Origin of the sequence: Fodinicola acaciae (assembly GCF_010993745.1) — a bacterium.
In the GTDB taxonomy this organism is placed as follows: Bacteria; Actinomycetota; Actinomycetes; order Mycobacteriales; family HKI-0501; genus Fodinicola; species Fodinicola acaciae.
Genome location: NZ_WOTN01000004.1, coordinates 231,616 through 257,355 on the forward strand (window position 1 = coordinate 231,616; position 25,740 = coordinate 257,355).

Here is a 25,740-nt window from a genome sequence, read left to right on the forward strand (position 1 = left end):
CGTATGTCACGCGCCACGATTGGGTTGTTCGCTGGTCTGCTGGTGGCGGTCGCCACCGCGGTCGGCGGCTTTTTCGGCTTTCTCGCGGCGATCGTCTTCGGCGCGGTCGGCCTCGGCGTCGGGATGATCCTGGACGGCCACATCGACATCTCCAGCTATCTCGGCGGCGGCCGGCGGCCGCGATGACCGCCGTCGCTCCGGCCGAGGAACGCGGTTCGCTGGACATCGAGGACCGGGTCGTCGAGCGGATCGCGGCCTTCGCAGCGGCCGAGATTCCGGAGGTGTCCGGGCCGCCGCGGCGCGTACTCGGCGCGTCCTTCGGCTGGATCGGCACGCCGCCTCGCGCGAGCGCGCGGATCGTCGCCGGCCGCGCGTCCGTACACCTGCAGATGTGCGTGCGGTGGCCGTGCGGCATCCGGTCGGTGTCCGAGCGCGTACGCGAGCACGTCACCGAGCGGGTCACCGCGCTGACCGGCCTGCGGGTGAGCACGGTGGACATCACCGTCTCCGCGCTGGAGGACGACACCACGACCGGGCCGCGGGTGGTCTGATGCGGATCGTCAACCGGCTGCTCGCGCTGGTGCTCGGCATCGGGATGGTGGCTTTGGGCGCGGTGGTGACGACCGAGGTCGTACGCGCCAACTTCGGCCGGCCGCGGTGGATCCTGCCGTACGACCGGCTGTGGGCGTATCTGACCTCGCACGCCTGGACGTCGCCGTCGGTCCGGCTGGTTTTCGGTGTCGCCGCTGGCATCGGACTGGTGCTGCTGGTCATGCAGCTGTGGCCGCGACGCCGCCGGTATGTGCCGCTGGCCGGCGCCGCCGACGGCATCGACGTCGTGGTGCCGCGCCGGTCGTTGCGCATGGCCATCGATGCCGCTGCCGTTGGCGAGGCAGGCGTACGCGCCGCGGCCGTGCGGCTCGGAGCGCGGCGCGCGGACGTACGCGTGGTGGCCGACGACGCCGACGTGGTGCCGAAGGTGACCGAGCGGATCACCGAACGGATCGACGCCATCGGACCGGAGAAGCCACTGAAGGTGACCGTGCGGACGGTGTCGGACCGATGAACCGACGTGTCGACCGGGTCAACCGCATCGTCCTGGGGCTGCTCGGCCTGGCGCTGCTCGGCGGTGGCGGTTTCGGGCTGTTCCTGGGATTCCGGCGCTCTGACGTACTCGCGACCGGGCTGCCGCGCGGGGTGTGGCTCTGGCCCTCGGTGGCCGGTGTGGCCGTCGTGCTGGCGTTGCTCGGACTCTGGTGGGCCCTGGCGCAGCTGCGCACGGACCGGGTCAGCCGGCTGGAGCTCGCGGTCGACCCGGCGGCTGGCAGCACGACGTTGCTGTCGCGGGCCCTGCTGGACGCCGTCGGCAACGAGATCGCCGACTATCCGGGCGTGTGGCGCGCCACCGCGCGACTGGCCGGCCGGCCGTCGCGACCGCTCCTCGTGGTCAGGGTCACCGTCGAACCAGGCGCCGACCTCGGCGCCGTACGACACCGGGTCGAGGCGGAAGCGATCGCACACGCGCGCGCGGCTTTGGAGACGGACATCCCGGTGCGACTGGAGTTCGCGATGGCCGGCGGCGCGCCGACGCGTACGCTCGCCTGACCGTACGCGACGCTAACGATCCGCCGCTGCACGGCGAAACTGTCATACCCACAGGTAAAACTCAGCCCCCACCCAAATCGGGTGGGGGGTGGGTTCGCGTGGAAGACTTACAAACAAGAAATTCGCACGCAAGGGGCCCCTGCGCGCCAGGCGCACGTAGGGAGTCCCTGCGGCCAACCAACGCCGCCGGCCCGAAAATGTCGGCCCCACCTGGAAGAATTGAATCCGGGGGTCCCCAAACGCGACCCGAAAAAGCACCCCCGAAAACCAGCCTTCCACCGGCCACAGACACTTTCGCACCGCACGACAGGTCCAGATAGTGGGACACCGGTTTCCGTATGGCGGCCGGCGTCCCGTACGGTGGGCTCCGTGCGGATGGCGCAGCTCCTCCTTCGCTGCCGCGGCGGGGCCTGACAGGACAGGCCGGCTCCCCGTCGCGGAGTTCGGTGTTGCCTCCGCCGGCCCTCACCGATGACTGAGGAGCCACCCCCGAAATGCCCGCACCGCAGCAGCCTTCCCCGATGCCAGTCCAGCGCTACAAACCGTTCCACGAGCTCGTCCAGACCATCGACCTGCCGGACCGTACGTGGCCGGCCAAGCGGGCCACCGAGGCGCCGCTGTGGTGCGCGGTCGACCTGCGCGACGGCAACCAGGCGCTGATCGACCCGATGACGCCGGAGCGCAAGCGCCGGATGTTCCAGATGCTGTGCCGGATGGGTTACAAGGAGATCGAGGTCGGCTTCCCCGCCGCCAGCCAGACCGACTTCGACTTCGTGCGGGAAATCATCGAAAACGACATGATTCCCGACGACGTCACCATCCAGGTGCTGACGCAGGCCCGCGACCACCTGATCCACCGCACGTTCGAGGCGATCCGCGGCGCCAAACAGGTGATCGTCCACCTCTACAACTCGACCTCGATCCTGCAGCGCCGGGTCGTTTTCGGCCTGGAGAAGGACGGCATCACCGACATCGCCGTGCAGGGCGCGCGGCTGATCCAGAAGCTCACCGAAACGGTCCCGGACACCAAGGTCCGCTATCAGTATTCGCCGGAGTCCTACACCGGCACCGAGCTGGACTACGCGGTGGAGATCTGCAACGCGGTCAACGACGTCTGGCAGCCGACACCTGACCGGCCGGTGATCGTCAACCTGCCGTCGACGGTCGAGATGGCGACCCCGAACGTGTACGCCGACTCGATCGAGTGGATGAGCCGCAACCTGGCCTATCGCGACTCGGTCATCCTGTCCCTGCATCCGCACAACGACCGCGGCACCGGTGTCGCCGCCGCCGAGCTGGGATATCTGGCCGGCGCGCAGCGGATCGAGGGCTGCCTGTTCGGCAACGGCGAGCGCACCGGCAACGTCTGCCTGGTGACGCTGGGGATGAACCTGTTCAGCCAGGGCATCGACCCGCAGATCGACTTCTCCAACATCGACGAGATCCGGCGTACGGTCGAATACTGCAACCAGCTGCCGATCCACGAGCGGCACGCGTGGGGCGGCGACCTGGTCTACACCTCGTTCTCCGGCTCGCACCAGGACGCGATCAACAAGGGCCTGAACGCCATGAGCCGCGCGGCCGAGGCGGCCGGCAAGTCGGTCGACGACATGCCGTGGGAAGTGCCCTACCTGCCGATCGACCCGAAGGACATCGGCCGCACGTACGAGGCGGTCATCCGGGTCAACTCGCAGTCCGGCAAGGGTGGCGTCGCCTACATCATGAAGGCCGAGCACCAGCTCGACCTGCCGCGCCGGCTGCAGATCGAGTTCAGCCAGGTCATCCAGCGGCTGACCGACAGCGAGGGCGGCGAGGTGTCGCCGGCCAGGATGTGGGACATCTTCACCGACGAATACCTGCCCGGCTCGGCCGTACCGTGGGGCCGGCTGGCCCTGGCCAACTACCGGACCACCGCCGACGCCACCGCGACCGGCGACGACAAGCTCGTCGCCGACATCACCCTCGACGGCGAGGCACGCCAGCTCGAGGGGATCGGAACCGGCCCAATCGAGGCCTTCACGTCCGCGCTCGGCGGCGTCGGCATCGAGGTCAGGGTCCTGGACTACGCCGAACACGCTCTCACCTCCGGTGAGGACGCGAAGGCGGCCGCGTACGTGGAATGCCAGATCGGCGATCTCGTGCTGTGGGGAGTCGGCGTCGACGCGAACATCGTCACCGCCTCGCTCCGTGCGGTGGTCAGCGCGGTGAACCGCGCTTCTCGCTGACCATCGCAGCAGGACCGCCACGGCAACCGTCGATCACGTCCCTGTCGCGTGCTGTCCTCGTCGTGCCCGCGGGGGCTGTCCGTACGTGCGGACAGCCCCCGCTAGCCGTATGTGTCAAGAAAACGCGCCACCACGGCGACCGCCGTCTGGGTCTGGAACGAACCCCAGTTGATGTCGAAACCGTGGTCGGCGTAGGGCAGATACAACGCCTGATGGCGTACGCCGGCCTTCGTCAGCGCACCATCCAGCAGCTTCGACTGGCTCACCGGCACGATCCGGTCGGAGAGACCGGCGACGATCAGAGTCGGCGGCCGGCCGGGCTTCGCGTACGTGAGCGGCGACAGCTTCCGGTATTCGGCCGGCCGCTGCGCCGGCGTGCCGGCCATCACGGCGGTCCAGTCCGTCGACGCGGCGAGATCGGTCGGACCGTACAGGTCGACGACCGCGCGCGGCTTGCCTTCCGGCAGCTGGCAGCTCGGCGGCAGGCCATCGGCGGCGGTCGTGTATGCGGTCATCAGCGCGAGATGTGCTCCGGCCGACTGACCCATCAGCGTGATGCGTCCGCGATCGACGCCATAGCTGCCGGCGTTGGCGGTGATCCAGGCCAGCGCGCATTTCGTGTCGCCGACGATCGGCGCCAGGTCGCTGCCCGGCGGCAGCTCGCCGTGCAGTCGGTATTGGACGTCGAAAACCGTGTAGCCGACCGAGCTGAACAACCGGTCCCATCGAGGCGTACGGCTGCGGTCGCCGGAAATCCAGCCGCCGCCGTGGATCAACACGATCGCGCGCTTGTTGGAATCCAGCGGCCGCCACACGTCGATGTTGAGCTGATGGCCGCCGATAACGGCGAACCGCACCGACTTTGCCGTCACCGGCTCGCCGGCGTTGACCGTGAACGCGTTGGAAATCAGCGGTGTGACGGACACGCCGATGCCGGACTGGTTGGCCGTGGTGAGACCGCCGAAGGTGGGGACGAGGCTCACCGAGCCCGAAAGCAGGACGGAAAGCAGCGCCAACGCCGCCGCGAGCCACCGTCTCTTCCAGACTGTCAACGCGAGTACGACGACGGCGAGCACGGTGACCACGAGGAAATCCGGCGCGAAACTCAGGGCGATCGCGCCGTACTGCGTCGGGCTCCTGCTGACCAGCACGACGTACGCGACGACCGCGGAAAGCGCGCAGAGGACGGCGGCGACGGCCAGCAGCGGCCAGCCTCGTACCGGCATCCGCCACTCCTTTCACTTCCGGGACGCCAGGATATTCGGTGCGCCGAAATTGTCGGAGGTAGGTGCTCCAATGGCGGTGAGCACACTCACCCCGGCCGGCCGGAAATTCCGTGGACTGCCGGCCGGCCGCACCGGAGAATGGACAGACGTGAAGCTGACTCCCTATCGCCGTGTGCTGGCGGCGCCGGGGATGACCCGGCTGTTGATCATCACCACCATCGCGCGCATTCCCGGCCTGGCCGCGAGCATCGTGCTGACCCTTTACGTGGTGGGGAATTTGCACCGCGGATACGCCGACGCCGGCCTGCTGGCGACCGCGATGACCATCGGCGTCGCGCTCGGCGGTCCGTGGCGCGGCCGCGCGATCGACCGTTACGGCGTACGCGCCGCGCTGCTGCCGTCGATCGTCGGCAGCGCGGTTTTCTGGGGTTTCGCGCCGTTCCTGAGCTATCCGCTGCTGGTGCCGGCGGCGCTGCTGGCAGGCCTGCTCAACCCGCCGGTGTTCGGCATTTCCCGGCAGGCGATCGGCGTCATGCTGCCGGAGGAGCTGCGGCGCACCGGGTTCGCGCTGGACTCGGTGCTGGTCGAGATCTCATACATGATCGGTCCGCTGATCGGCGTACTCGTGTCGACCACCGTCTCGCCGGTGGTGACCATCCTCGGATTGGGTGCCTTCCAGGTCGCCGCGTGTGTCGCGCTGATCGTCCTCAACCCGCGGGTGTCCGCGGTGAGCCGTGACTCCGTCGGCGAGCCGGCGGTGAAGCGTACGCGGCTGATCAGCAGTGGACTGGTGGCCGTGCTGGTGCTGATGGCCGCCTCGACGCTGGCGCTGGCCGGCAGTGAGGTGGCCGCCATCGCGGTGCTGCGCGACCAGCACCAGGACGCGGTCGTCGGCGTCGTACTCGCTGTGTGGGCCGTCGGCTCGATGATCGGCGGTTTCCTGTACGGCGGGGTGTCCCGCGCGTTGTCCAGCGCGACGCTGGTGATCGCGCTCGGCGTCGGCACGGTGCTGCTGACCGCCGCACCCAACTGGTGGGTCCTGGCGATCGCGCTGCTGCCGGTCGGCATGCTCTGCGCGCCGTCCATCTCGGCCACCGTCGCCGACGTGAACAAGCTCGTCCCGGCCGTACGCCGCGGCGAGGCGATGGGCTGGCACGGCACCGCCGGCACCGCCGGTGTGTCGATCGGCGCGCCGCTGGCCGGCTTCGCGATCGACTATCTGGGGCCGATCTGGGGGTTCGCGGTCACCGGTGGCGTCGGCCTGGCACTCGCGCTGTTCGCCATCGGCCTGGCGCGCTTCGGCTCCGGCCGCGGCCGCCCCGCCACCCGCCGCCTCTTCCGCCGCACCGCCGCCGACCCCACCGTCACCCCAGCCGCCGCCAGCTGACCTCGCCGGCCATTTCACCGTCGCCTTCGGCACGGGTCGGCTGCACCTCGCGTTTTTTCGTGGCCGCCGGCACGGTCGGTCCGATTGTCACCTCGGTGGACGTTTGCGCTGGTTGTTGGTGTGGCGTGCGTACAATCGGAATCCGATTGGGTCGACGGTCAGGAGCGGTCGTGAGCGCGCGCGTGCTGGTGGTCGACGACGATCTGACCGTACGGGACGTGGTGGAGCGCTATCTGACGCACGCCGGCTATCGGGTGGACGTGCGCGGTGACGGCGCGGCGGCGTTGGCGGCGGTGCGGGCCGATCCGCCGGATCTGGTGGTCCTCGACCTGATGTTGCCGGGCGTCGACGGCCTGGAGGTCTGCCGGCAGCTGCGCGCACGCAGCAGCATCCCGGTCATCATGTTGACCGCGCTCGGCGAGGAAGAAGACCGCGTGGTGGGGTTGGAGACCGGCGCGGACGATTACGTCACCAAGCCGTTCAGTCCGCGCGAGCTGGTGTTGCGGATCGGCCTGGTTTTGCGGCGTGCCAACGGATCCGACGGGCTCGGCCGGTCGGCGGGGTCGGTGAGCGACGGCGACCTGGTGCTCGACCTGGACGGCCGCAGGGCGACGCTGGCCGGCGAGGAGCTGGTGTTGACGACCCGCGAGTTCGACCTGCTGGCGCATTTTCTCAGGCATCCCGGCCAGGTCCACCGCCGTCCCGACCTGCTCGAGCAGGTGTGGGGTTGGAGCTTCGGCGACCAGTCGACGGTGACGGTGCACGTACGCCGGCTGCGCGAGAAGATCGAGGCAGACCCGGTGCATCCCAAGCGGCTGGCGACCGTGTGGGGTGTCGGATATCGGTACGACCCGCAGTCCGGCCAGCAATGAACCATTTCCTCGCCGTCGCGCTGACCGCTCTGGCCAGTACGCTTCCGGTCGTCCTGGTCGGCAGCGTCGTGCTGCACCGGATGCGCCGCCGCTCGATCGCCACCGCGCTCGCCGTGCTCGTCCTGGTGCCGGTGATCGCGACGCTGACCGGCGTCCTGTTCGTCAGTGGTTTCATGGTCAACCTGACCAATGTCGTGCTGGTCTGCCTGCTGGTGGCGGCGGTGTGCGTGCCGGCCGGTCTGATGCTCGGACGGCAGATCGCTGCCGACAGCGTGTGGGAACGAGAGGCACGGGCACGCGAGCGCAAGCTGGAGTCGTCGCGCCGGGAGCTGGTCGCGTGGATCAGCCACGACCTGCGTACGCCGCTGGCCGGCATCCGGGCGATGACCGAGGCGCTGGAAGACGGCGTGGTCAGCTCGCCGGAGGAAATCGCCGCCTATTCGCAGAACATTCGCCGCGAGACCGAGCGGCTGTCCGCGATGGTCGACGATCTTTTCCATCTGTCGCGGATAACCGCCGGCGCATTGCGGCTGACGCTCGCGCCGGTCTCGCTCGGCGAGGTGGTTTCCGAAGCGTTGGCCGCGGAAAGCGCCGGCGCCGCGCGCAAGGACGTACGGCTCGCCGCCGCCGAGGAGGCGGATTGGCCGGTCGTCCAGGGCAGCGACACGGAATTGGCTCGTGTGCTGAGAAATCTGCTCTCCAACGCCATCCGGCACACGCCGGCCGGCGGTTCGGTCGTGGTGGCGGCCGGCGTCGACGGCGACGAGGCGTGGCTGCGCGTGGACGACGGCTGTGGCGGCATTCCCGACGACGAGCTCGGCCGTGTTTTCGACGTCGCCTATCGCGGCACGGCATCGCGTACGCCTGGCGCCTCCGACGCCGGAGGCGGCCTCGGCCTGGCCGTCGCGCGTGGCCTGGTGGAAGCACATTCCGGCCGGATCAGCGCGGAAAACCACGGACCGGGCTGCCGGTTCGAGGTGCGGCTGCCACGGAAAGCGGAGACCATCGCGCAGGCCGGAACCTGACCGCTCTTTCGTACGTTCACCGAAACGTGCAACCGCTGACGATGACGACCGCGGTGACGACCTGGACGCCAGACGCGCTGGGCCTGCTGCTCGCGGTCGGTCTTGGCACTGGTTATGCCTGGTGTTTACGAAAAGTGCCAGGCTGGCCGCTCGCCCGCACGGCCGCGTTTTTCGGTGTCGGCCTTGGCAGTTTGCTTGCCGTTTCAGTGACTTTCGTTGGCGCGTACGACGATGCGCTTTTCTGGGTCCGCGCGGTGCAGGTGATCGTGTTGTTGATGATCACGCCGTTCGGCCTGGCGCTCGGTGCGCCGCTGACGCTGGCAAAAGAGGCGTCAAACAACGACAAAATCGATCGGATCCTGGCCGGCCGGACGGTGAAGTTTCTGACGTGTCCGCCGGTCGGCTCCATCATCCTGCTGGCCACACCGTGGCTGTTGTATTTCACCGGCTGGTACGACGCCGTCCTGCGTGACGGCGGCATCGACGCGGCCAGCCGGCTCGCGCTGATCGCCATCGGTTTCGTCTATTTCTACGGCCGCCTGCAGATCGATCCGATGCCGCGCCGCTATCCGCATCTGGTCGCCGTCGGCATCACCTTCGTCGAGGTGGTTTTCGACGCGGCGCTGGGTTTGGTGCTGTGGCTGGGGCCGAAGCTGGTCGGTCATTACGACCGCGCCTGGGGACCCAGCCACCGCCTCGACCAGATCATCGGCGCCGGTGTGTTGTGGATCGGTGGCGACGTCGCCGGTCTTCCCTTCCTCGCCGCGTTGTTTCGCCGAATGATCGCCGACGACGCCAAGGAGACCAGGAAGGTCGACGAGGAGCTGGACGCGCAGGAACCGACCGGAAAACTCTGGTGGGAGGACCATCCGGAGCTGTCAGAGCGATTCCGCCGGGAGTCAGGACGACCCCGAGGACGATACTGAGGACGGCACGAACTTCTTCTGGTTCTGCTTGGAAAACTCCACCGCCGCGTTGCCGCGTTCGAGCATTTCCTTCTGATACGCGCGCAGGTCGCCGTCGCCGACCAGCCGCGCGCACAGGGTTTCCGCGTCGCGCAAGGCAGTGTTGGCGCCGTTGCCGCCGCTGGCCAATGTCAGGTGTGCCGCGTCGCCGAGCATGGTCACGCGCTCGGCGTCCCAGCCGGTCACCGGCTGGTCGAGCACCTGCGCGAAACCGATCACACTGTTGTGCGCGTCGGCCCTCGCGATCAGGTCGACGATGTCCGGATGCCAGTCACGCAACAGATCCCGCACGACCGCGATCGCCGGCGGCGGCTGGTCGGACGGCTGTCCGGCCGGATGGTCCGGCGGGATCAACATCACCCAGCGGACATAGCTGTCGGTCGGCGGCAGGCCGAGTTTGCCAGGCGGCGTACGAAACTCCATCCGTCCGAGCATCAGCGTGATGCCGGGTCCCTTGACCATCGTGCCGCGGCCGTGCACCAGCCGGCGAAACTGGTCGGTCAGCTGCGTACGTCCCATCGCGCCACCGAGATCGGCGGTCTGGAAGCCGACGTGCGGCAGCAAAAGCCGTCGTACGGCCGAAAAGCCGCCGTCGGCACCGACCAGCACGTCGCCGGACACCTCGGTGCCGTCGGTAAAAACAGCCCGCACGCCGGCGGTTGTCTCGGAAAAGGACGCGAGCTTCTTCCCGTATTCGATCCGGTCTTGCAGGCCACCCGCCAAGACATGCCGGAACACGTGCCGGTCGACCACCCGCGCGTCCTCCGGCGGACCGATCTCGTCACCGCTGGCCAGCAGCCGCAGCTGGTCGTCGAAGAGCAAACCCGGTCCGGTCAGGTCGCCGCTGGTGGCGACCGCCAGCTCGTACGACTCCTCCGGCAGGCACGCGCGCAACGCCGACCAGCCATAGTCGAGCAAACCGATCCGATATCCCTGGAAACGCGCCTCCATGCCCGCGTCCTTCTCGTATATCCGCACGTCGACGCCGGCTTTGCGGAGTCCCTGAGCAAGCGTCAGGCCGGCCAGTCCGGCGCCGATCACCACTACCCGTGTCATGTCGTCCTCCTCATGTGAACTTTGTTCACGTGAACAGTGTTCACGCAACGGTGACCTGTTGTCAACTGGCAAGATGGCCGTCATGTCACGCCGCGACGAGGTGCTGCAGGCGGCCGTCGAGCTGCTCGACGAGGTCGGTCTGGACGCGCTGACGACCCGGCGGCTGGCCGCCAAGCTCGGCGTGCAGGCCGGCGCGCTCTATCGGCACTTCGCGAGCAAGCAGGCGCTGCTCGACGCGGTCGTCGGCCACCTGATCGACGAGGCGGCCGACGGCACGCCGGAGCTGACCGGCGAGTGGGACCACGTGTTACGGGTGATGGCCTTCGGCATGCGGTCGGCGATGCTCGCACACCGCGACGGCGCGCGGCTGATGACCACCTTCCAGGTGCCGTCGGCGGCCGGCGAGCAGGCCTTCAACCGTACGATCGAGCTGTTGGTCGAGGCCGGCCTCACCGCCGAGGCCGCGGTGTCGGCGGTGGACACGCTTTTCGCGTACGTCAACGGTTTCACGATCGAGGAACAGGCTCGCGGCGGCGACCGCGACCTGGCCTTCCGCGCAGGTGTCGAGCTGATCCTGGCTGGCATCCGCGCCGGCCTGCCGTAATGTGAGGTGATCCGCAGTGGAGGTGTGTCGCCGATGGCGTCCTATCGCGAGACCTACCAGCGCAGCCTGAGCGATCCGGCCGGCTTTTGGCTTGACGCGGCCAACACGCTCAGCTGGCACGTGCCGCCGACGGTGGCGCTGGACGACTCCAGACCGCCGTTCTTCCGCTGGTATCCGGACGGCCGGCTCAACACCTGCCACAACGCGCTGGACCGGCACGTCGAGCACGGCCGCGGCGGACAGCCGGCGCTCATCTACGATTCGCCTGTCACCGGCACGAAACGTACGTACACGTACGAGCAATTGCGTGACGAGGTCGCGAAATTCGCCGGTGTGCTGGCCGGTCTCGGTGTCACCGCTGGCGATCGCGTGGTGATCTACATGCCGATGATCCCGGAGGCGGTCATCGCGATGCTCGCCTGCGCCCGGCTCGGCGCGGTGCACTCGGTGGTCTTCGGCGGCTTCGCGCCGGCCGAGCTGGCCGTACGGATCGACGACGCACAGCCGAAAGTGCTGGTGACCGCGAGCTGTGGCATCGAGGGAAAACGGGTCATCGAATACAAGCCACTGGTCGATCGCGCGTACGGCCTGACCCGTAACCGGCCGGGAAAAACCATTGTCCTGCAACGCGAACAGGCCACCGCGCTGATGCGCTCAGGCGAGCTGGACTGGACCGAGGTGATGCGCACGGCGACACCGCATCCGTGCGTGCCGGTGGCCGCCACCGACCCGCTCTACATTCTCTACACCTCAGGCACCACTGGAAAACCGAAAGGCGTCGTACGCGACAACGGCGGTCACGCGGTCGCGCTTTCCTGGAGCATGACCAACATCTATGGCATCCGGCCGGGCGACGTGTGGTGGACGGCGTCCGATGTCGGCTGGGTCGTCGGACATTCGTACATCGTCTACGCGCCGCTGCTGGTCGGCGCGACAACCGTTTTGTACGAAGGAAAACCGGTCGGCACGCCGGACGCCGGCGCGTTCTGGCGAGTGATTTCCGAGCACGGCGTGGCGGCGCTTTTCACCGCCCCGACCGCGTTTCGCGCGATCAAGAAAGAGGACCCGCTCGGCCGGTTCCTGGCCAAGCTGGACCTGAGCCGGTTCCGTACGCTCTTCCTGGCCGGCGAGCGGCTCGACCCGGCAACTTATGAGTGGGCCGACAAAATTCTCGGCGTGCCGGTGGTGGATCACTGGTGGCAGACCGAAACCGGCTGGCCGATCTGCGCCAACCTGCGCGGCCTGGATCCGATGCCGATCAAACCGGGGTCGCCGAGCGTGCCGGTGCCGGGTTATCGGGTGGAGATCCTGGACGAGGCCGGTCGGCCCGTACCGGCCGGCACAGAAGGCGCGGTCGCGATCCGGCTGCCGCTGCCGCCTGGCACGCTCACCACGCTGTGGAACGACGACGACCGCTATGTTTCCGAGTATCTGTCCCGATATCCGGGCTACTACCAGACCGGCGACGGCGGTTACGTCGACGACGAGGGCTATGTCTATGTGATGGGTCGTACGGACGACGTCATCAACGTCGCCGGCCACCGGTTGTCGACCGGCGCGATGGAGGCCGTGCTCGCCGGCCATCCGGCGGTCGCCGAGTGTGCGGTGATCGGCGTCGCCGACGACATGAAAGGCCAGGTGCCGCGCGGTTTCGTGGTGCTCAAGAGCGGCGTCGACACCGACCCGGCGCAGGTCGTCGCGGAGCTGGTGCGGCGCGTACGCGACGAGATCGGCGCGGTCGCCGCGCTGCGGCGCGTCGACGTGGTGGCCGGCCTGCCCAAGACCCGGTCCGGCAAGATCCTGCGGCGCACGATGCGCGGCATCGCCGACGGTCGCGAGGAACCCATGCCCTCCACCATCGAGGATCCCGCCGTCGTCGAAACCCTCCGCCCCATCCTGACGCGCCGATTGTCCGATTGAAACCATCGGACGCCGATCCGCGTGTCCGAATGCGACCGTGAGAAATATCTGTGCAGGTCAGGGCCTATCCGACGACGCAATCGGAATCCGATTGCGTCGTCAGGTGTCGGCGAGTGAGCTGGTCGGGGTGAGGCGCGCGCCGCGGATCGCCGGCCCGGCGGCCGCGGCGACGGCCAGCAGGGTCACGGCGACGACCGAGATCAGCAGCGGCAGCGGCGGCACCAGGCTGGCCTTGACGTTCATCATGGACACGCACGCGATCCCGTACGCGTAACCGACCAGGCCGCCGCTCACCGCGGTCGCCAGCGCCAGCAGTACGGCCTCCGCGATCACCTGCAGGCCGACACCGGCTCGCGTCACCCCGAGCGCGCGCGACAGCGCGAGCTCGCGCCGCCGCTCGGTCACCGACACGGCGGTCGTCGCGACGACACCGCTCACCGCGGCCAGCACCGACAGGCCGAGCAGCCCCCAGCCGAGGTAGGAGGCGGTGTCGAAGGTCGCGACATCGCGGCCGGTCAGCGACTCGCGGATGGACGCGCTGCCAACCGCGCCGAAGGCCAACAGCGCGAACGCACCGGCCAACGGCATCGCCACGGAGGCGGCGCGCCGAGGCGTACGCGACGGCTCGCGGGCGGCCACGCGTACGGTCGGACCGAGCCGGCCGAGGAAGAACAGGCCGACCAGGCCGCGCACCAGCCACGGCACCACCAGCGGTCCGAGCGCGCCAAACAGGCCGAGCATCGCCAGCACCGCCGACAACAACAGCGGAAAGAAGCTCTGCGCGGCCAGTCCGATGACGACCAGGCCGATCGCCGGCACCATCAGCAGCACACCGGACATCACCCGCAACAGGCCGGCCTGCCGCTCGACGGGCGCGTCCGGAGCCGCCGAGAGCGCCGCGACCGGTGGGACGCCGGAGGCCTGGAAAGCCGGTCGCAACGCGGCGAAGACCGCGGTCACGACGCCGAGCACGACGGCGATGAACGCGAGCAGCGGCGACGGCGGCCCAGGAATGATGCCGGCGCTGCCGATCAGAGCCGACACGCCGACGGCATTCAACCCGGCCAGCATCCCGACCGCGACGAACCAGCCGGACGCGACCGCCAGGAAGGCTGCGACCAGGCCGATGATCACCGCCTCGACCACCGACACCGCGATCAGCGAGGGCCGCGACGCACCGAGCGCGCGCAGCAGAGCCGTCCGTCGTACGCGCGCCGACGCCACCGCGCGAAAAGCCGCACCGGCCACCAACGCGGCGGTGGCCAGGGCGAGCAGGCTGAACAGTACGAAGAAAGAGCTGGTGACGCCGATCGGACCAGGCTTTTCCTGAGCGCGCAGCTCGGATGCCTTGTCGACCTCGTATTCAGCGCCGATGGTGCCCTGGATCCGCGGCATCAACGTGTCGACCGGTATGCCGTCGGCCGGCACCACGTCGATCCCGTAGATCGTCGGCACGTCCAGATGCGCGCCGAGGCCGGCGGTCGCGACCAGGCCGATGCCGCCTGGCCGGCCGAGGTCCTGCGCCGACACGCCGACGACCTGAGCCGGCAGCGCGGCGCCGGTCGTGTGGTCGACCAGCGTGACCGTGCTGCCAATCGGATGCCTACCGGCGTTGACCTCGTCGATCGCGACCTCGTGGTCGTTGGCCGGCAGCCGTCCACGCAGGATCGTGGTGGTCGCCAACCGCGGATCGCTCGGCTCGATGCGTACGCTCACCTCGTTTGGCAGGTCACGCAGCCGGGCTTCGGCGACCTGCCGCGGCTGCGCCAGCTTGATCCCCGGCATCTGCCGCAGCTCGGTCACCACGCTCGACTCGATCTCCGAGCCTGGCTTGCGCACCACGATCGCCGACCCCCGCGGCGTGTGCGGCTGGTTGCGCTGGATGGCGGCGTCGTACGCGCCGCCGACCAGCACCGACGCGACCACACACGCCAGGCCGACAGCCAGCGCCAGGCCGGGAAGCAGCGTGCCGAGCGGACGCTGCCGCAGGTCGGCGACCAGTACGCGCAGGACCGGACCCATCAGGAGGTCGCCAGCGCTTCGACCGGTGAGATCCGCGCGGCGCGACGGGACGGCAGCCAGCCGGCCAGCAGGGTCAGCACCACCAGCACCGCGACGACGCCGGCGAGCTCGCCGACCGGTACGACCAGGCCGATGCCGATCTGCAGCACGCCGAGCAGCAACCCCGCGTACAACGTGCCGAGCACCAGCCCGATCGCGGCGCCGACCAGGCCGAACACCGCCGACTCCAGCACGATCGAGCCACGCAGGCCACGGCGCGACAGGCCGAGCGCACGGAGCAGGCCCGACTCGGTCGTACGCTCCACGATCGACAGCGACATCGTGGTCGCCACGCCGGTCACCGCGATGAGGACGGTCAGCGCCAGCAGGCCGAGCGCGATGAGCGTCACGGTGGCCAGCGGTCCCTGATACTGCGCGCGTGCCTGGTCGATGTCCTGCACCTGCACGCCGGGCAGCGCGCTCGCGGCGGCCCTGCTGGCCTCGACCGCGGTGTGTCCGCTCGCCGGGTCGATCAGCACCTGGCTGATCGGTGCGTCCGGCGCGACCTTGGCCAAGTCGGCGGGCAGCACGACGATGCCGAAGCCGGTCTCCCAGGTCGCCGCGACCTTCACCGTCACGGAGTGGTTCTTGCTGGTCACGACCACCGAGTCGCCGACGTGTACGCCGAGCTTGCCGGCCAGCGTGGTCGGAAGGCCGATGGTCCCCGGCCGTACGTCCGACGGTCCGCCGCCGGCGACCTTGGCGTTTTGCAGGCTCGGCACCTTAGCCACGTCCATCGAGTTGACGGTGGTGCCCGGCAGCTGGTTTCCGTTGGCGCTCAGCCCCACCTCGGCGGCGTGCACCGGCACGGCGACGCCGATCGCTGGATGCTGCGCCAGCTTCTGCACCGCCGACGCCGGAATGTTCTCGCCGGCGGCGATCACCGCGGTCGGAAACTGTGCGGCCAACCGTGCGTCCGCGTACGCCTGCATCGACGACGTGCCGACCAGCAGGCCGGTCACCAGCGTCACGCCGAGCGCGACCACCGAGGTGGTGGCGGCGATCCGGCGCGGCGACCGGGACGCGTTGCGGATCGCCAGCCGGCCGGTGACCTTCGACAACGCGGTCGCCGGCAGGCCGATCACCCGCGCGATCGGAGGCACGACGAACGGTCCGAGCGCGAGCAGTGCGCCGAAAGCGAAGGCACCGGAGACGACGATCCCAAGCGCGGACACCTCCGGAGAGTGGATCACGACCGCGCCGAGCGCCACCACCACGGCAGCGCCGATGCAGAGAATGCCGAGCGCGAGCCGGCCCCAGCTGACCTTCTTCGCCGCGTCCGCGACGGCGGCCGTACGCAGCGCCGCCACCGGGGCGACGCGTGAGGCCGAGACGGCCGGCGCGAGCACCGACGCGACGGTCACCACGACCGCGCCGAGGACGCAGGCGGTGGCCACCAGGAGGTCGACCGCCGGAAAGGTGATCTTGACGCCGGTCGCGCGTACGACCGCGATCACCGCATACGAGATGCCGAGCGCGGCGAGCACACCGGCCACACCGGCGACCAGGCCGGTCACCGCACCTTCGATGGTCAGCGCGCCGACGATCTTGCCGCGTTTGGCACCGATCGAGCGGAGCAGCGCGAGCTGGCGCATCCGCTGCGCGAAGACGATCCGGAAGGTGCTCGCCGCGACCAGACCGGCGGCCAGCACGGCGACCAGTACGAACAGCCGCAGCACCAGGAACAGGCTGTCGACCGCGCGCGTCGCTTCGCTGGCGTCCGCGGCGCGTACGGTGGCGCCGTCCTGCACGGTCGCGCCGGGTGCCAGCGGCTTGATCCTGTTGACCAGTGCGGTCGCGTCCGTGCCGGCGGCGGCGCTGATGTTGAGCCGGTAGACCTGGCCACCGAGCGCACTCAGGCCGGCGGCGGAGACGTATCCGCCGCCGCTGTCGTGGCCTTCGACGATGCCGCTGACGGTCAGTCGGACCGTCTTCTTGGTGTCCGGCAGGGTCGCCGCGACGGTGTCACCGACCTTGAGATTGCCGTCTTTGGCGCTGTCCGGCGTGAGCGCGATCTCGCCGGCCTGGCTCGGGAAGTGGCCGGACTTGACGGTCACCAACGACAGCGGTCCACGGCCGGGGTCGGAGCGGATGAACAGGCCAATGCCGCCGGCCTGCGCGTACGCGGTGCCCTGCGCGGCCACCTGGGCGACACCAGGCGCGGCTTTCACGTCCGCGATGACCTTGTCGGTCAGCGGCTTCTCGTCGCTTTTCACGACGACGCTGGTCGCCGGTGTCGTGGTGCTGAAGGAGTCGCTGAGGGTCTGCTTGACGACGTCCTGCACGAGGAAGGTCGCATACGCAAAGGCGGTCGCGACGATCACCGCCAGGGAGGTGAGCAGCAGGCGGGTCGGCCGGCTGGCCAGTCCGCGCAGCTGCGTACGGATGACGCTCATCGCCGGCTCAGGCCCCCAGGTGACGCAGCGCGTCGACGACGGAGTCCTGGGTCGGCTGGTGGATCTCGCCGGCCAGCCGGCCGTCGGCGAGCAGCACCACGCGGTCGGCGTACGCGGCCGCTACCGGGTCGTGGGTGACCATCACGACGGTCTGGCCGAGCTCGCGTACCGACCGACGCAGGAAGGACAGCACCTCGGCGCCGGACCGCGAGTCGAGGTTGCCGGTCGGCTCGTCGGCGAACACCACGGCCGGCTGGCTGACCAGCGCGCGAGCCACCGCGACGCGCTGCTGCTGACCGCCGGAGAGCTGGCTCGGCCGGTGCTTGAGCCGGCTGCGCAGCCCCAGCACGTCGACCAGGTGGTTGAACAGCTGCGCGTCCGCGCGGCGGCCGGCCAGCTGCAACGGCAGCAGGATGTTTTCCTCGGCGGTCAGCTGCGGCAGCAGGTTGTAGGCCTGGAAGACGAAGCCGATCTGCTCGCGGCGGACCTTGGTCAGCTGCGCGTCACGCAGCTTGGTCAGCTCGGTGGAGCCGACCCAGACCTGGCCGGCGGTCGCGCTGTCCAGGCCGGCCATGCAGTGCATCAGCGTCGACTTGCCCGACCCCGAGGCCCCCATGATCGCGGTGAACTGCGCGCGGCCAAACTGCACGCTGACCCCATCCAACGCGCGTACGGCCGCTTCGCCGCTGCCATAGACCTTCACGAGATCGCGAGTGGCCGCAGCCGGTTGGTGCGCGGCCTGCGGGGGTACGGCGACCGCCTGCGGTGCTGCCATGGTGGTGATGCCTTCCTGTGGAGACGTGAATCGACCAACCACAACTTTGCTTCGGCAAGGGCTTGCGGCGCGTCCACACGCGGTCGCCGGCTCGCGCGCCGTGAGGATCATTCGCCGGGCCGGACATTCATCCCCAAGTCGTAGACAGCCGCAGGGCCTCCCTACGTGCCGCTGGTGCGCGCGTAGGGAGGCCCTGCGGCCGATGAGGTCTAGGGCCTCTAGCCGGACGGACGCACCAGTCCGCGTTCGTACGCGAGCACCACGGCCTGCACACGGTCGCGCAGTTTGAGCTTGGCGAGGATGCGGCCGACATGCGTCTTCACGGTCGCCTCGGAGAGGAACAGCTTGGCGGCGATCTCGGCGTTGGACGCGCCGCGCGCGACCTCCAGCAGCACCTCGCGCTCGCGCTCGGTCAGCGCGGCCAGCGGGTCCGGGCCCGGCTGCGGGTCCGGCAGCGCGGTCGCCACGTGGTCGAGCAACCGGCGGGTCGTCGACGGCGCGATGACCGCGTCGCCGCGGAAGACCGTACGCACGGCGGCCAGCACACTCTCCGGCGGTGCGTCCTTCAACAGGAAGCCGCTGGCGCCGGCACGCAGCGCGGCGAAGGCGTACTCATCGAGGTCGAAGGTGGTCAGCACGATGACCTTCGGACCCTCCTCCCCGGTGCGTTGCGCGAGCAGCCGGCGGGTCGTCTCGACGCCGTCCATCCGCGGCATCCGTACGTCCATCAGGATCACGTCGGCGGCGGTGACGGCCAGCTTGGTCAGCGCCTCGGCGCCGTCGCCGGCCTCACCGACCACCCGCATGTCCTCCTGCGCGTCGACCACCATGGCGAAGCCGGCGCGCACCAGCGCCTGGTCGTCGACCAGGAAAACCCGAATTGTCATGCCGTGTATCCGATCATCAGGTGGGACGGTACGGCAGCCGGGCCTGGACCTGGAAGCCGCCACCCGGTCGCGGGCCGGTCCGCACCGAGCCGCCGACCACCGACAACCGCTCCCGCATGCCGACCAGTCCATGGCCGCCGCTGGCCGGATCGTCGGGATCGCGCGGCTTGGGACCATGGCCGTCGTCGGCGACGGTGACCTCGAGCGCCTCCGGCGCCCAGTGCAACACCACGGTGGCGTGCGCGTCCGGACCGGCGTGCTTGAGCGTGTTGGTCAGCGACTCCTGCACGAGCCGGTAGACCGCCAGCTCCGCGGTCGGTCCGAGCCGCTTGCGGTCGCCATCCTCGCTGTGCCGCACGTCCAAACCGCTGTCGCGTACGCGAGTGATCAGCTCGTCGAGCTCGTCCAGCGCCGGCTGCGGACGGTTTTCAACTGCCGCGTCGCGGCCGATCGGCGCGTTGCTGCGCAGCACGCCGAGCAGGCCACGCATGTCGGCGAGCGCCTGCCGTCCGGCGTCGGCGATGGTCCCGAGCACCTCGGTCGCACGCTCTGGATTGGCCTTCGCCGCGTACTGGCCGCCCTGCGCCTGCGACACGATGACCGCCAGCGAGTGCGCGACGACGTCGTGCATCTCGCGCGCGATCCGGTTGCGCTCCTCGACGACCGCGCGTTGAGCACGTTCTTCGCGCTCGGCCTCGGCGCGTTGAGCGCGCTCTTCGAGCGTGGCGAAGTACGCGTAGCGGACGCGGCGAAACTGGCCGAGCCCCCACGACGCGAACACCGCGGCCACGATGAACATGAACAGGAAGAACAGCGCCAGCGCGAGACTCGGCTCCCGGGAGAATGCACCGGACAGGCCGATCGCGATCCGGATCGACTCGGCCATGCCGCCGGCGATGCCGAGGCCGAAGGCGATCGCGCCGGCCGGTCGCCGGCCGTACGCGCAGACCGAGTAGGTGACCAGCAGGAACAGCAGGTCGGACGGAAACGGCACCCAGGTGATCAGGACCTTGATCGCCAGCGCCGCCGTCACGACGATCAGCGCGGTGATCGGCATGACGCGTCGTACGACCACCACGCCGTGCGTCACCAGCACGATCAGCACCAGCAACGCGACGACCGGCGCCGGCGGCGCGTACATGCCGGTGCCGACCGCCAGCGCCAGCGAGACCGGCGCCATGAACAGCAGCAGAACGATCGCCAGGATGCTGTCGGACAGCCACGGGTTGCCGCGCAGCCACGAGTCCAGGCGCTCCAAGAAGCGGCGGCGCGGCCGGCCGGCCGGTGAACCGTACGTGGTGCCGCGCGCCACGCCGGGTCCGACCGGCACCGGCGGTGGCACCTGCGCGGGACGGAAGATCGCCTGCGTGATGGTCGGTGGACCGGAACGCCCGCTCGTCGCCGGCACCGGTGGCGGCTCCGGCCGGGGCTCGAACCGCGGCGGTTTGGGGCCGAGCCGCGGCGGTGCCGGCGGCTGCCAGCCGGCCGGCGGCGGGTACAGCGGCTGCGTCACCGGCACGGACGCGGATCCGCGTGCCGGCGGCCGGCTCGGCTCGGCCGTCTCCAGGGTCGGCACCGGCACCGTCACAGCCTTGCCGACCAGCGGACTGAGCTCGTCGGGCTTGACCCGCAACGTCGGCGTGTCGTCCGCCGAGGCAGCCGAAGAGGCAGGCTCAGTGGCCTGGGTGGGTGACTCCGGCTGGCCAGCCTCGCCAGCCGGCAGCACCCTGGTGGGTGTCACCGGCTGATCGGGGTCTGGCGTGGTCACGTTCACGACTGTATTTGGCGTATCTGGTAATGGCGTCGACCTGCCGGGTGATTGCTGGACCACCACCGGTCGTATGGTCTCGGGCTATCCAGTCAGACTTGAGTGGAATAGACTCAACTTAATTGTGTTGGAATTATCGTAACGGCTGGTTGAACACGCTGCTGAGGAGCCAATGAACGTCGAGATCCTGACCAATGCGAGCCGCGAGGTCGTGTCGCAGGCGGTGTCCGTCGCGAGTACGCGCGGTCACGCGACCGTCGAGCCGGCGCACCTGCTGCTGGCCCTGCTGGACGTGAGCTCGTCCACCGCACCGGCGCTGCTGCGCGCGGTCGGCGCCGACCCCGCCGGCATACGCGCCGCGGCGGCCACCGCGCTCGACCGGCTGCCGTCGGCGAAGGGTGCCAGCGTCGCCGAGCCGCAGCTTTCCCGCGAGCTGGCCAACGTGATCACCGCCGCCGAGCAGGTGATGCGCTCGGCCGGCGACGAATACCTGGCCACCGACCACCTGCTGGCCGGCCTGGCCAGGGCCGGTGGCGCGACCGCGTCGCTGCTGCGCTCGCATGGCGTGACCGAGGACGGCCTGGTCGCGGCGTTTCCGTCGGTACGCGGCGGTGACCACAAGGTCACCACGCCGGACGGCGAGGATTCCTATCAGGCGCTGGAAAAGTACGGCGTCGACCTGACCGCCGCGGCGCGCGACGGCAAGCTCGACCCGGTGATCGGCCGCGACACCGAGATCCGCCGCGTGGTGCAGGTGCTGTCCCGGCGTACCAAGAACAACCCCGTGCTGATCGGTGAGCCGGGCGTCGGCAAGACCGCCGTCGTCGAAGGCCTCGCGCAGCGGATCGTCGCCGGTGACGTGCCGGAGTCGCTGCGCGGCAAGCGTCTCGTCGCGCTCGACTTGGCCGCGATGGTGGCTGGTGCGAAATACCGCGGCGAGTTCGAGGAGCGGCTGAAGGCCGTGCTGGAGGAGATCAAGGGCTCCGAAGGCCAGGTCATCACGTTCATCGACGAGCTGCACACCGTGGTCGGCGCCGGCGCGACCGGCGACTCCTCGATGGACGCGGGCAACATGCTCAAGCCGATGCTGGCGCGCGGTGAGCTGCGCATGGTCGGCGCGACGACCCTGGACGAATATCGCGAGCACATCGAGAAGGACCCGGCGCTGGAGCGCCGGTTCCAGCAGGTGCTGGTCGGCGAGCCGTCGGTGGACGACACGGTCGGCATCCTGCGTGGCCTGAAAGAGCGTTACGAGGCGCACCACGGCGTACGCATCGCCGACGCCGCGCTGGTCGCCGCCGCTCAGCTCTCCGACCGCTACATCACCTCCCGGTTCCTGCCGGACAAGGCGATCGACCTCATCGACGAGGCGGCGTCCCGGCTGCGGATGGAGATCGACTCCTCGCCGATCGAGATCGACCAGCTCCGCCGGGTCGTCGACCGGCTCAAGATGGAGGAGTTCGCGCTGTCCAAGGAGGACGACGCGGCCTCGCAGGAGCGGCTGCAGCGGATCCGCCGCGACATCGCGGAGAAGCAGGAGGAGCTGTCCGCGCTGACCGCCCGCTGGGAGCAGGAGAAGTCCGGCCTCAACCGGGTCGGCCAGCTGAAGAAGGAGCTGGACGAGCTGCGCGGCCAGGCCGAGCGGTTCCAGCGCAACGGTGAGCTGGCCAAGGCCTCCGAGCTGTTGTACGGCCGGATCCCGCAGCTGGAGAAGGAGCTGGCGGTCGCCGCCGAGACCGAGGAAGAAGCCGCCGCCGGTGAGCCGATGGTCAAGGACGAGGTCGGTCCTGACGACGTCGCCGAGGTGGTGTCCGCGTGGACCGGCGTACCGGCCGGCCGGATGCTGGAAGGCGAGACCGCCAAGCTGCTCCGGATGGAGGAGTCGCTGAGCCAGCGGGTCGTCGGCCAGCCGGAGGCCATCGCCGCGGTGTCCGACGCCGTACGCCGGGCCAGGTCCGGCATCGCCGACCCGGACCGGCCGACCGGCTCGTTCCTGTTCCTCGGCCCGACCGGTGTCGGCAAGACCGAGCTGGCCAAGGCACTCGCCGCGTTCCTGTTCGACGACGAGCGCGCGATGGTGCGGATCGACATGAGCGAGTATTCCGAGAAGCACTCGGTCGCTCGGCTGGTCGGTGCGCCTCCCGGCTATGTCGGCTATGAGGAGGGTGGCCAGCTGACCGAGGCCGTACGCCGCCGGCCATACACAGTGGTCCTTCTCGACGAGGTCGAGAAGGCGCATCCGGACGTGTTCGACGTGCTGTTGCAGGTGCTCGACGACGGCCGGCTCACCGACGGCCAGGGCCGCACGGTCGACTTCCGCAACAGCATGCTGATCCTCACGTCCAACCTGGGTTCGCAGGCGATCACCGACCCGACGCTGGACGACAAGGGCCGCGAGCAGGCGGTGTTGGCGGTCGTACGCCAGCACTTCAAGCCGGAGTTCCTCAACCGGCTCGATGACGTGGTGGTCTTCCACGCGCTGGACACCGAGCAGCTGGCGTCCATCGTGGACATCCAGATCGCCCGGCTCGGCGCGCGGCTGGCCGACCGGCGGCTGGCGCTGGACGTGCTGCCGGCGGCTCGCGAGTGGCTGGCGATCAACGGCTTCGACCCGGTCTATGGCGCGCGTCCGCTGCGCCGGCTGGTGCAGGCCGCGATCGGCGACCAGCTCGCCAAGGCGCTGCTGTCCGGCCAGATCGTCGACGGCGACACGATCGAGGTCGACGTGACCGACGACCGCAACGGCCTGACCGTACGCCGCGCCGACCGGGCCTCGCTCCAGAAGGCCTGATCTTCGCCGCAACTGGTCTACCCAAGGTGAGCAGGGGTTGGGAGGAAAGGGTGGCGGCCGTGGGGATACTGGTTCAGTGCCTCGAAGCCGCCACGAGATCGATCTGACCACCCTCAGCGCCCAGCAGCTGGCCGCCGGCCGGCCGAAGGGCCATCAGCTCCGCGAGATCCTGGAGGACCTGGCGCAGACCAAGGGCCCCGGTGGCCTGATGCCGTCCGAGCGGGTCATCGCCGAGCACTTCGCCGTCTCGCGTACGACCGTGCGGCAGGAGATCGAGCGGATGGTGTCCGACGGCCTGTTGTTTCGCCGCCACGGCCACGGCACGCTGGTGGCCGAGCGGCGGGCGGCGCACCTGGACCTGCTGACCTCCTTCACAAAGGACATGCAGGCTCGCGGCATGGTGCCGGGGTCGGTGCCGCTGTCGGTGGCCACCGAGCCGGCGAGTCCGCGGCTGGCCGGACGGCTGCAGGTGCCGCCGGAGGCACCGGTGCTCCGGCTGGTGCGGCTGCGTACGGCGGACGGCGTGCCGATGGCCGTCGAGCGCACCGACCTGCCGGTGGTCCGCTTCCCTGGCATCGAGGACCTGGACTGGACCGACCGGTCGCTGTTCGAGACGTTGCGGGAGCGCTGGTCGGTGCATCCGGCGACCAGCGACGCGCACATCGCCTCCGTACTGCCGGACGCCGAGCAGGCCGACCGGCTGGCCATCGGCGCCGACCAGCCGTGCCTGCTGATCGACGGAGTCACGCGGGACACCACCGGCGCGGTCATCGAGTGGAGCCGGTCGCTGTTTCGTGGCGACCGCTACGAGGTCCTCGCGCACGTACGACGTTAAGGTCTGCGCATGGAAGCGCTGCTTATCACCATCAGCTCGGTCCTGATCGTGGTCGGGCTCGTCGGCGGCGTCATCCAGGTGGTGCCGGGTCCGGCGCTGTGCTGGGTCGGCGTGCTGGTCTGGGTGATCTTCACCGACGCCGGCTGGGGCCGCTGGGTGGTGCTCGTCGTGGCGACGCTGCTGGCGATCGTCGGCACGATCGTCAAGTTCGCGATCCCGGGCAAGCAGCTCAAGGAGTCCGGCGTACCGACCGTCACGATCCTCGCCGGCATCGTGCTCGGCATCGTCGGCATGTTCGTGATCCCGGTCGTGGGCCTGTTCGTCGGGTTTGTCCTCGGCGTCTTTCTCGCCGAGGCGTTGCGCGCGAAGAGCTTTTCCGGTGCCTGGCCGTCCACGGTGGAGGCCCTGAAGGCGACCGGCCTGTCCGTGCTGATCGAGCTGTTGACCGCGTTCGCGATCGCGGTGACCTTCGTCCTCGGCGTCATATTCGCCTGATCGCGGTGGCAAACTCGGCGCTGTCGCAGGAGTCGACGGCGGCGCGTACGTCCAGGTCGATCCACTGCGCGATGTCCGGCAGCTCCGGATGCGCGGCGGCCTGCAGCACCAGCCACGGGATCCAGGCGATGATGCTAAGGGCGTGATAGAGCACGGCGCGGTCGGTCAGCTCGGCGGTGCCCGCGTACGCGACGACCAACGGCTCGACAGCGGCGGGTGGCAGGGCGGACATCGCGACGGCGTTTCCCAGCTCCGCGGCGATGTCCCCGTCGGCCGCGTATTCGAAGTCGATCAGCCAGACCCGGTCGCCGGCGTCGAGCACGTTGCCGGCGGACAGGTCGTTGTGGCACGGCACCACATCTCGCGCTGGACCGAGCGTGGCGGCGATCCGCTCGGCCTGATCGGTGAGCTGGTCGAAGCCGTCCGGCAGCGCGAGACCGGATTTCCTTACTCCATCGGAAAACCGTGCCAGAGACTCGAGATGGTCGAGGCGGCGCCCGAGCAGCGGTTGTGCGTGCAGGGCCTTCAAAGCCGCACACAGACGCGTACGAAATCCCTTGTCGAGCAAGGCATCCGCGGCCATCGCCGGGGCATCGATCCAGCCGGTCAGCGTCTCGCCGGAGGCGGCGGTGGCGAGGACCGGCGGCGCCACGCCGGCCTCGTACGCCTGCCGGGCCGCACGCCGCTCGATCGTACGGTCGATGCCGAGCAACGAATCGTCGCTCGCCGGCTCACGCCACACCGCGACCGGCTGGCCGTCAATATCGACACGCCAGTTACGGTTTGTCGTGCCACCGGACAGAAATGTGAGAGTGCTTCCCTCCGGCTGGAGGTCCACGGCTAGCGC

22 protein-coding genes are annotated in these 25,740 nt (G+C 69.6%); 14 read left to right on the forward strand and 8 right to left on the reverse strand.

Features of this window, described 5'->3' with window-relative positions; translation table 11 throughout:
• Positions 1 to 3 precede the first annotated feature (3 nt).
• The 5 genes from GNX95_RS36380 to leuA all read left to right on the forward strand — a co-directional run bounded on the left by GNX95_RS36380 (position 4) and on the right by leuA (position 3,830).
• The gene (locus GNX95_RS36380) at positions 4 to 186 is read left to right on the forward strand and encodes a hypothetical protein (RefSeq protein ID WP_163512343.1); all 183 of its coding nucleotides are present in this window, start codon (positions 4 to 6) and stop codon (positions 184 to 186) included.
• On the forward strand, positions 183 to 551 hold the full coding sequence (locus GNX95_RS36385; protein WP_163512344.1) for an Asp23/Gls24 family envelope stress response protein: 369 nt from the start codon (positions 183 to 185) through the stop codon (positions 549 to 551). The genes GNX95_RS36380 and GNX95_RS36385 overlap by 4 nt, the downstream gene beginning before the upstream one ends.
• Positions 551 to 1,066: a DUF6286 domain-containing protein gene (locus GNX95_RS36390; RefSeq protein ID WP_163512345.1), complete on the forward strand. Its 516-nt coding sequence runs from the start codon at positions 551 to 553 to the stop codon at positions 1,064 to 1,066. Before GNX95_RS36385 ends, GNX95_RS36390 begins: the two co-directional genes overlap by 1 nt.
• Entirely contained in the window at positions 1,063 to 1,605 is a 543-nt protein-coding gene (locus GNX95_RS36395) for an alkaline shock response membrane anchor protein AmaP (RefSeq protein WP_163512346.1), read from the forward strand. Before GNX95_RS36390 ends, GNX95_RS36395 begins: the two co-directional genes overlap by 4 nt.
• A 521-nt stretch (positions 1,606 to 2,126) precedes the next feature.
• Positions 2,127 to 3,830, forward strand: a complete 1,704-nt coding sequence (gene leuA / locus GNX95_RS36400) for a 2-isopropylmalate synthase (RefSeq protein WP_246281901.1) — start codon at positions 2,127 to 2,129, stop codon at positions 3,828 to 3,830.
• A 101-nt stretch (positions 3,831 to 3,931) separates the two neighbouring features.
• Here the strand turns inward: leuA and GNX95_RS36405 are convergent, their stop codons facing one another.
• Complete coding sequence (locus GNX95_RS36405) at positions 3,932 to 5,056, reverse strand: alpha/beta hydrolase (protein ID WP_163512348.1); 1,125 nt, start codon at positions 5,054 to 5,056, stop codon at positions 3,932 to 3,934.
• 70 nt (positions 5,057 to 5,126) lie between these two features.
• Between GNX95_RS36405 and GNX95_RS36410 the strand changes: the two genes are divergently transcribed.
• The 4 genes from GNX95_RS36410 to GNX95_RS36425 all read left to right on the forward strand — a co-directional run bounded on the left by GNX95_RS36410 (position 5,127) and on the right by GNX95_RS36425 (position 9,266).
• Positions 5,127 to 6,443 (forward strand): MFS transporter, encoded by a 1,317-nt coding sequence (locus tag GNX95_RS36410; RefSeq protein ID WP_163512349.1) that lies wholly within the window; start codon positions 5,127 to 5,129, stop codon positions 6,441 to 6,443.
• Between the two features lie 170 nt (positions 6,444 to 6,613).
• Positions 6,614 to 7,315: a response regulator transcription factor gene (locus GNX95_RS36415; RefSeq protein ID WP_163512350.1), complete on the forward strand. Its 702-nt coding sequence runs from the start codon at positions 6,614 to 6,616 to the stop codon at positions 7,313 to 7,315.
• Positions 7,312 to 8,340, forward strand: a complete 1,029-nt coding sequence (locus tag GNX95_RS36420) for a sensor histidine kinase (RefSeq protein ID WP_163512351.1) — start codon at positions 7,312 to 7,314, stop codon at positions 8,338 to 8,340. The genes GNX95_RS36415 and GNX95_RS36420 overlap by 4 nt, the downstream gene beginning before the upstream one ends.
• A 26-nt stretch (positions 8,341 to 8,366) precedes the next feature.
• Positions 8,367 to 9,266: a cytochrome c oxidase assembly protein gene (locus GNX95_RS36425; RefSeq protein WP_222854219.1), complete on the forward strand. Its 900-nt coding sequence runs from the start codon at positions 8,367 to 8,369 to the stop codon at positions 9,264 to 9,266.
• On the opposite strand, the gene GNX95_RS36430 is transcribed toward GNX95_RS36425, so the two are convergent.
• Positions 9,240 to 10,361, reverse strand: a complete 1,122-nt coding sequence (locus GNX95_RS36430; protein ID WP_163512352.1) for an FAD-dependent oxidoreductase — start codon at positions 10,359 to 10,361, stop codon at positions 9,240 to 9,242. The genes GNX95_RS36425 and GNX95_RS36430 overlap by 27 nt on opposite strands.
• Positions 10,362 to 10,443: 82 nt before the next feature.
• Here GNX95_RS36430 and GNX95_RS36435 point away from each other — a divergent pair, with 82 nt between their 5' ends.
• A complete protein-coding gene (locus GNX95_RS36435) occupies positions 10,444 to 10,965 on the forward strand; it encodes a TetR/AcrR family transcriptional regulator C-terminal domain-containing protein (protein ID WP_163512353.1) in 522 nt (173 codons plus the stop codon).
• A 33-nt stretch (positions 10,966 to 10,998) separates the two neighbouring features.
• Positions 10,999 to 12,885 carry a propionyl-CoA synthetase gene (locus GNX95_RS36440; protein WP_163512354.1) on the forward strand — a complete coding sequence of 629 codons (1,887 nt, stop codon included), beginning with the start codon at positions 10,999 to 11,001 and terminating at the stop codon, positions 12,883 to 12,885.
• Positions 12,886 to 12,984: 99 nt separating this feature from the next.
• Here GNX95_RS36440 and GNX95_RS36445 read toward each other — a convergent pair whose 3' ends face one another.
• The 5 genes from GNX95_RS36445 to GNX95_RS36465 all read right to left on the reverse strand — a co-directional run bounded on the left by GNX95_RS36445 (position 12,985) and on the right by GNX95_RS36465 (position 20,772).
• Positions 12,985 to 14,907 (reverse strand): ABC transporter permease, encoded by a 1,923-nt coding sequence (locus tag GNX95_RS36445; RefSeq protein ID WP_163512355.1) that lies wholly within the window; start codon positions 14,905 to 14,907, stop codon positions 12,985 to 12,987.
• Positions 14,907 to 17,342, reverse strand: coding sequence for an ABC transporter permease (locus tag GNX95_RS36450; protein WP_163512356.1), 2,436 nt, complete (start codon positions 17,340 to 17,342; stop codon positions 14,907 to 14,909). The genes GNX95_RS36445 and GNX95_RS36450 overlap by 1 nt, the downstream gene beginning before the upstream one ends.
• 7 nt (positions 17,343 to 17,349) lie before the next feature.
• Positions 17,350 to 18,117 carry an ABC transporter ATP-binding protein gene (locus GNX95_RS36455; protein ID WP_163512357.1) on the reverse strand — a complete coding sequence of 256 codons (768 nt, stop codon included), beginning with the start codon at positions 18,115 to 18,117 and terminating at the stop codon, positions 17,350 to 17,352.
• Between the two features lie 218 nt (positions 18,118 to 18,335).
• Positions 18,336 to 19,004 carry a response regulator gene (locus tag GNX95_RS36460; RefSeq protein WP_163512358.1) on the reverse strand — a complete coding sequence of 223 codons (669 nt, stop codon included), beginning with the start codon at positions 19,002 to 19,004 and terminating at the stop codon, positions 18,336 to 18,338.
• Positions 19,005 to 19,020: 16 nt separating this feature from the next.
• The gene (locus GNX95_RS36465) at positions 19,021 to 20,772 is read right to left on the reverse strand and encodes a sensor histidine kinase (protein ID WP_163512359.1); all 1,752 of its coding nucleotides are present in this window, start codon (positions 20,770 to 20,772) and stop codon (positions 19,021 to 19,023) included.
• A 172-nt stretch (positions 20,773 to 20,944) separates the two neighbouring features.
• On the opposite strand from GNX95_RS36465, the gene clpB reads away from it, so the two are divergent.
• The 3 genes from clpB to GNX95_RS36480 all read left to right on the forward strand — a co-directional run bounded on the left by clpB (position 20,945) and on the right by GNX95_RS36480 (position 24,893).
• Entirely contained in the window at positions 20,945 to 23,563 is a 2,619-nt protein-coding gene (gene clpB, locus GNX95_RS36470; protein WP_163512360.1) for an ATP-dependent chaperone ClpB, read from the forward strand.
• A gap of 76 nt (positions 23,564 to 23,639) precedes the next feature.
• Positions 23,640 to 24,398, forward strand: a complete 759-nt coding sequence (locus GNX95_RS36475) for a GntR family transcriptional regulator (protein WP_163512361.1) — start codon at positions 23,640 to 23,642, stop codon at positions 24,396 to 24,398.
• Between the two features lie 9 nt (positions 24,399 to 24,407).
• On the forward strand, positions 24,408 to 24,893 hold the full coding sequence (locus tag GNX95_RS36480) for a DUF456 domain-containing protein (protein WP_163512362.1): 486 nt from the start codon (positions 24,408 to 24,410) through the stop codon (positions 24,891 to 24,893).
• On the opposite strand, the gene GNX95_RS36485 is transcribed toward GNX95_RS36480, so the two are convergent.
• Positions 24,880 to 25,731, reverse strand: a complete 852-nt coding sequence (locus GNX95_RS36485) for a choline kinase family protein (protein WP_163512363.1) — start codon at positions 25,729 to 25,731, stop codon at positions 24,880 to 24,882. The genes GNX95_RS36480 and GNX95_RS36485 overlap by 14 nt on opposite strands.
• Positions 25,732 to 25,740: the final 9 nt, after the last annotated feature.

What these genes read in the sequence shown, in the direction of transcription:
- GNX95_RS36380 (WP_163512343.1), top strand. Translation starts at nt 4, where the DNA reads ATGTCACGCGCCACGATTGGGTTGTTCGCTGGTCTGCTGGTGGCGGTC.
- GNX95_RS36385 (WP_163512344.1), top strand. Translation starts at nt 183, where the DNA reads ATGACCGCCGTCGCTCCGGCCGAGGAACGCGGTTCGCTGGACATCGAG.
- GNX95_RS36390 (WP_163512345.1), top strand. Translation starts at nt 551, where the DNA reads ATGCGGATCGTCAACCGGCTGCTCGCGCTGGTGCTCGGCATCGGGATG.
- GNX95_RS36395 (WP_163512346.1), top strand. Translation starts at nt 1,063, where the DNA reads ATGAACCGACGTGTCGACCGGGTCAACCGCATCGTCCTGGGGCTGCTC.
- leuA (WP_246281901.1), top strand. Translation starts at nt 2,127, where the DNA reads ATGCCAGTCCAGCGCTACAAACCGTTCCACGAGCTCGTCCAGACCATC.
- GNX95_RS36405 (WP_163512348.1), bottom strand. Translation starts at nt 5,056, where the DNA reads ATGCCGGTACGAGGCTGGCCGCTGCTGGCCGTCGCCGCCGTCCTCTGC.
- GNX95_RS36410 (WP_163512349.1), top strand. Translation starts at nt 5,127, where the DNA reads ATGGCGGTGAGCACACTCACCCCGGCCGGCCGGAAATTCCGTGGACTG.
- GNX95_RS36420 (WP_163512351.1), top strand. Translation starts at nt 7,312, where the DNA reads ATGAACCATTTCCTCGCCGTCGCGCTGACCGCTCTGGCCAGTACGCTT.
- GNX95_RS36430 (WP_163512352.1), bottom strand. Translation starts at nt 10,361, where the DNA reads ATGACACGGGTAGTGGTGATCGGCGCCGGACTGGCCGGCCTGACGCTT.
- GNX95_RS36435 (WP_163512353.1), top strand. Translation starts at nt 10,444, where the DNA reads ATGTCACGCCGCGACGAGGTGCTGCAGGCGGCCGTCGAGCTGCTCGAC.
- GNX95_RS36440 (WP_163512354.1), top strand. Translation starts at nt 10,999, where the DNA reads ATGGCGTCCTATCGCGAGACCTACCAGCGCAGCCTGAGCGATCCGGCC.
- GNX95_RS36445 (WP_163512355.1), bottom strand. Translation starts at nt 14,907, where the DNA reads ATGGGTCCGGTCCTGCGCGTACTGGTCGCCGACCTGCGGCAGCGTCCG.
- GNX95_RS36450 (WP_163512356.1), bottom strand. Translation starts at nt 17,342, where the DNA reads ATGAGCGTCATCCGTACGCAGCTGCGCGGACTGGCCAGCCGGCCGACC.
- GNX95_RS36455 (WP_163512357.1), bottom strand. Translation starts at nt 18,117, where the DNA reads ATGGCAGCACCGCAGGCGGTCGCCGTACCCCCGCAGGCCGCGCACCAA.
- GNX95_RS36460 (WP_163512358.1), bottom strand. Translation starts at nt 19,004, where the DNA reads ATGACAATTCGGGTTTTCCTGGTCGACGACCAGGCGCTGGTGCGCGCC.
- clpB (WP_163512360.1), top strand. Translation starts at nt 20,945, where the DNA reads ATGAACGTCGAGATCCTGACCAATGCGAGCCGCGAGGTCGTGTCGCAG.
- GNX95_RS36480 (WP_163512362.1), top strand. Translation starts at nt 24,408, where the DNA reads ATGGAAGCGCTGCTTATCACCATCAGCTCGGTCCTGATCGTGGTCGGG.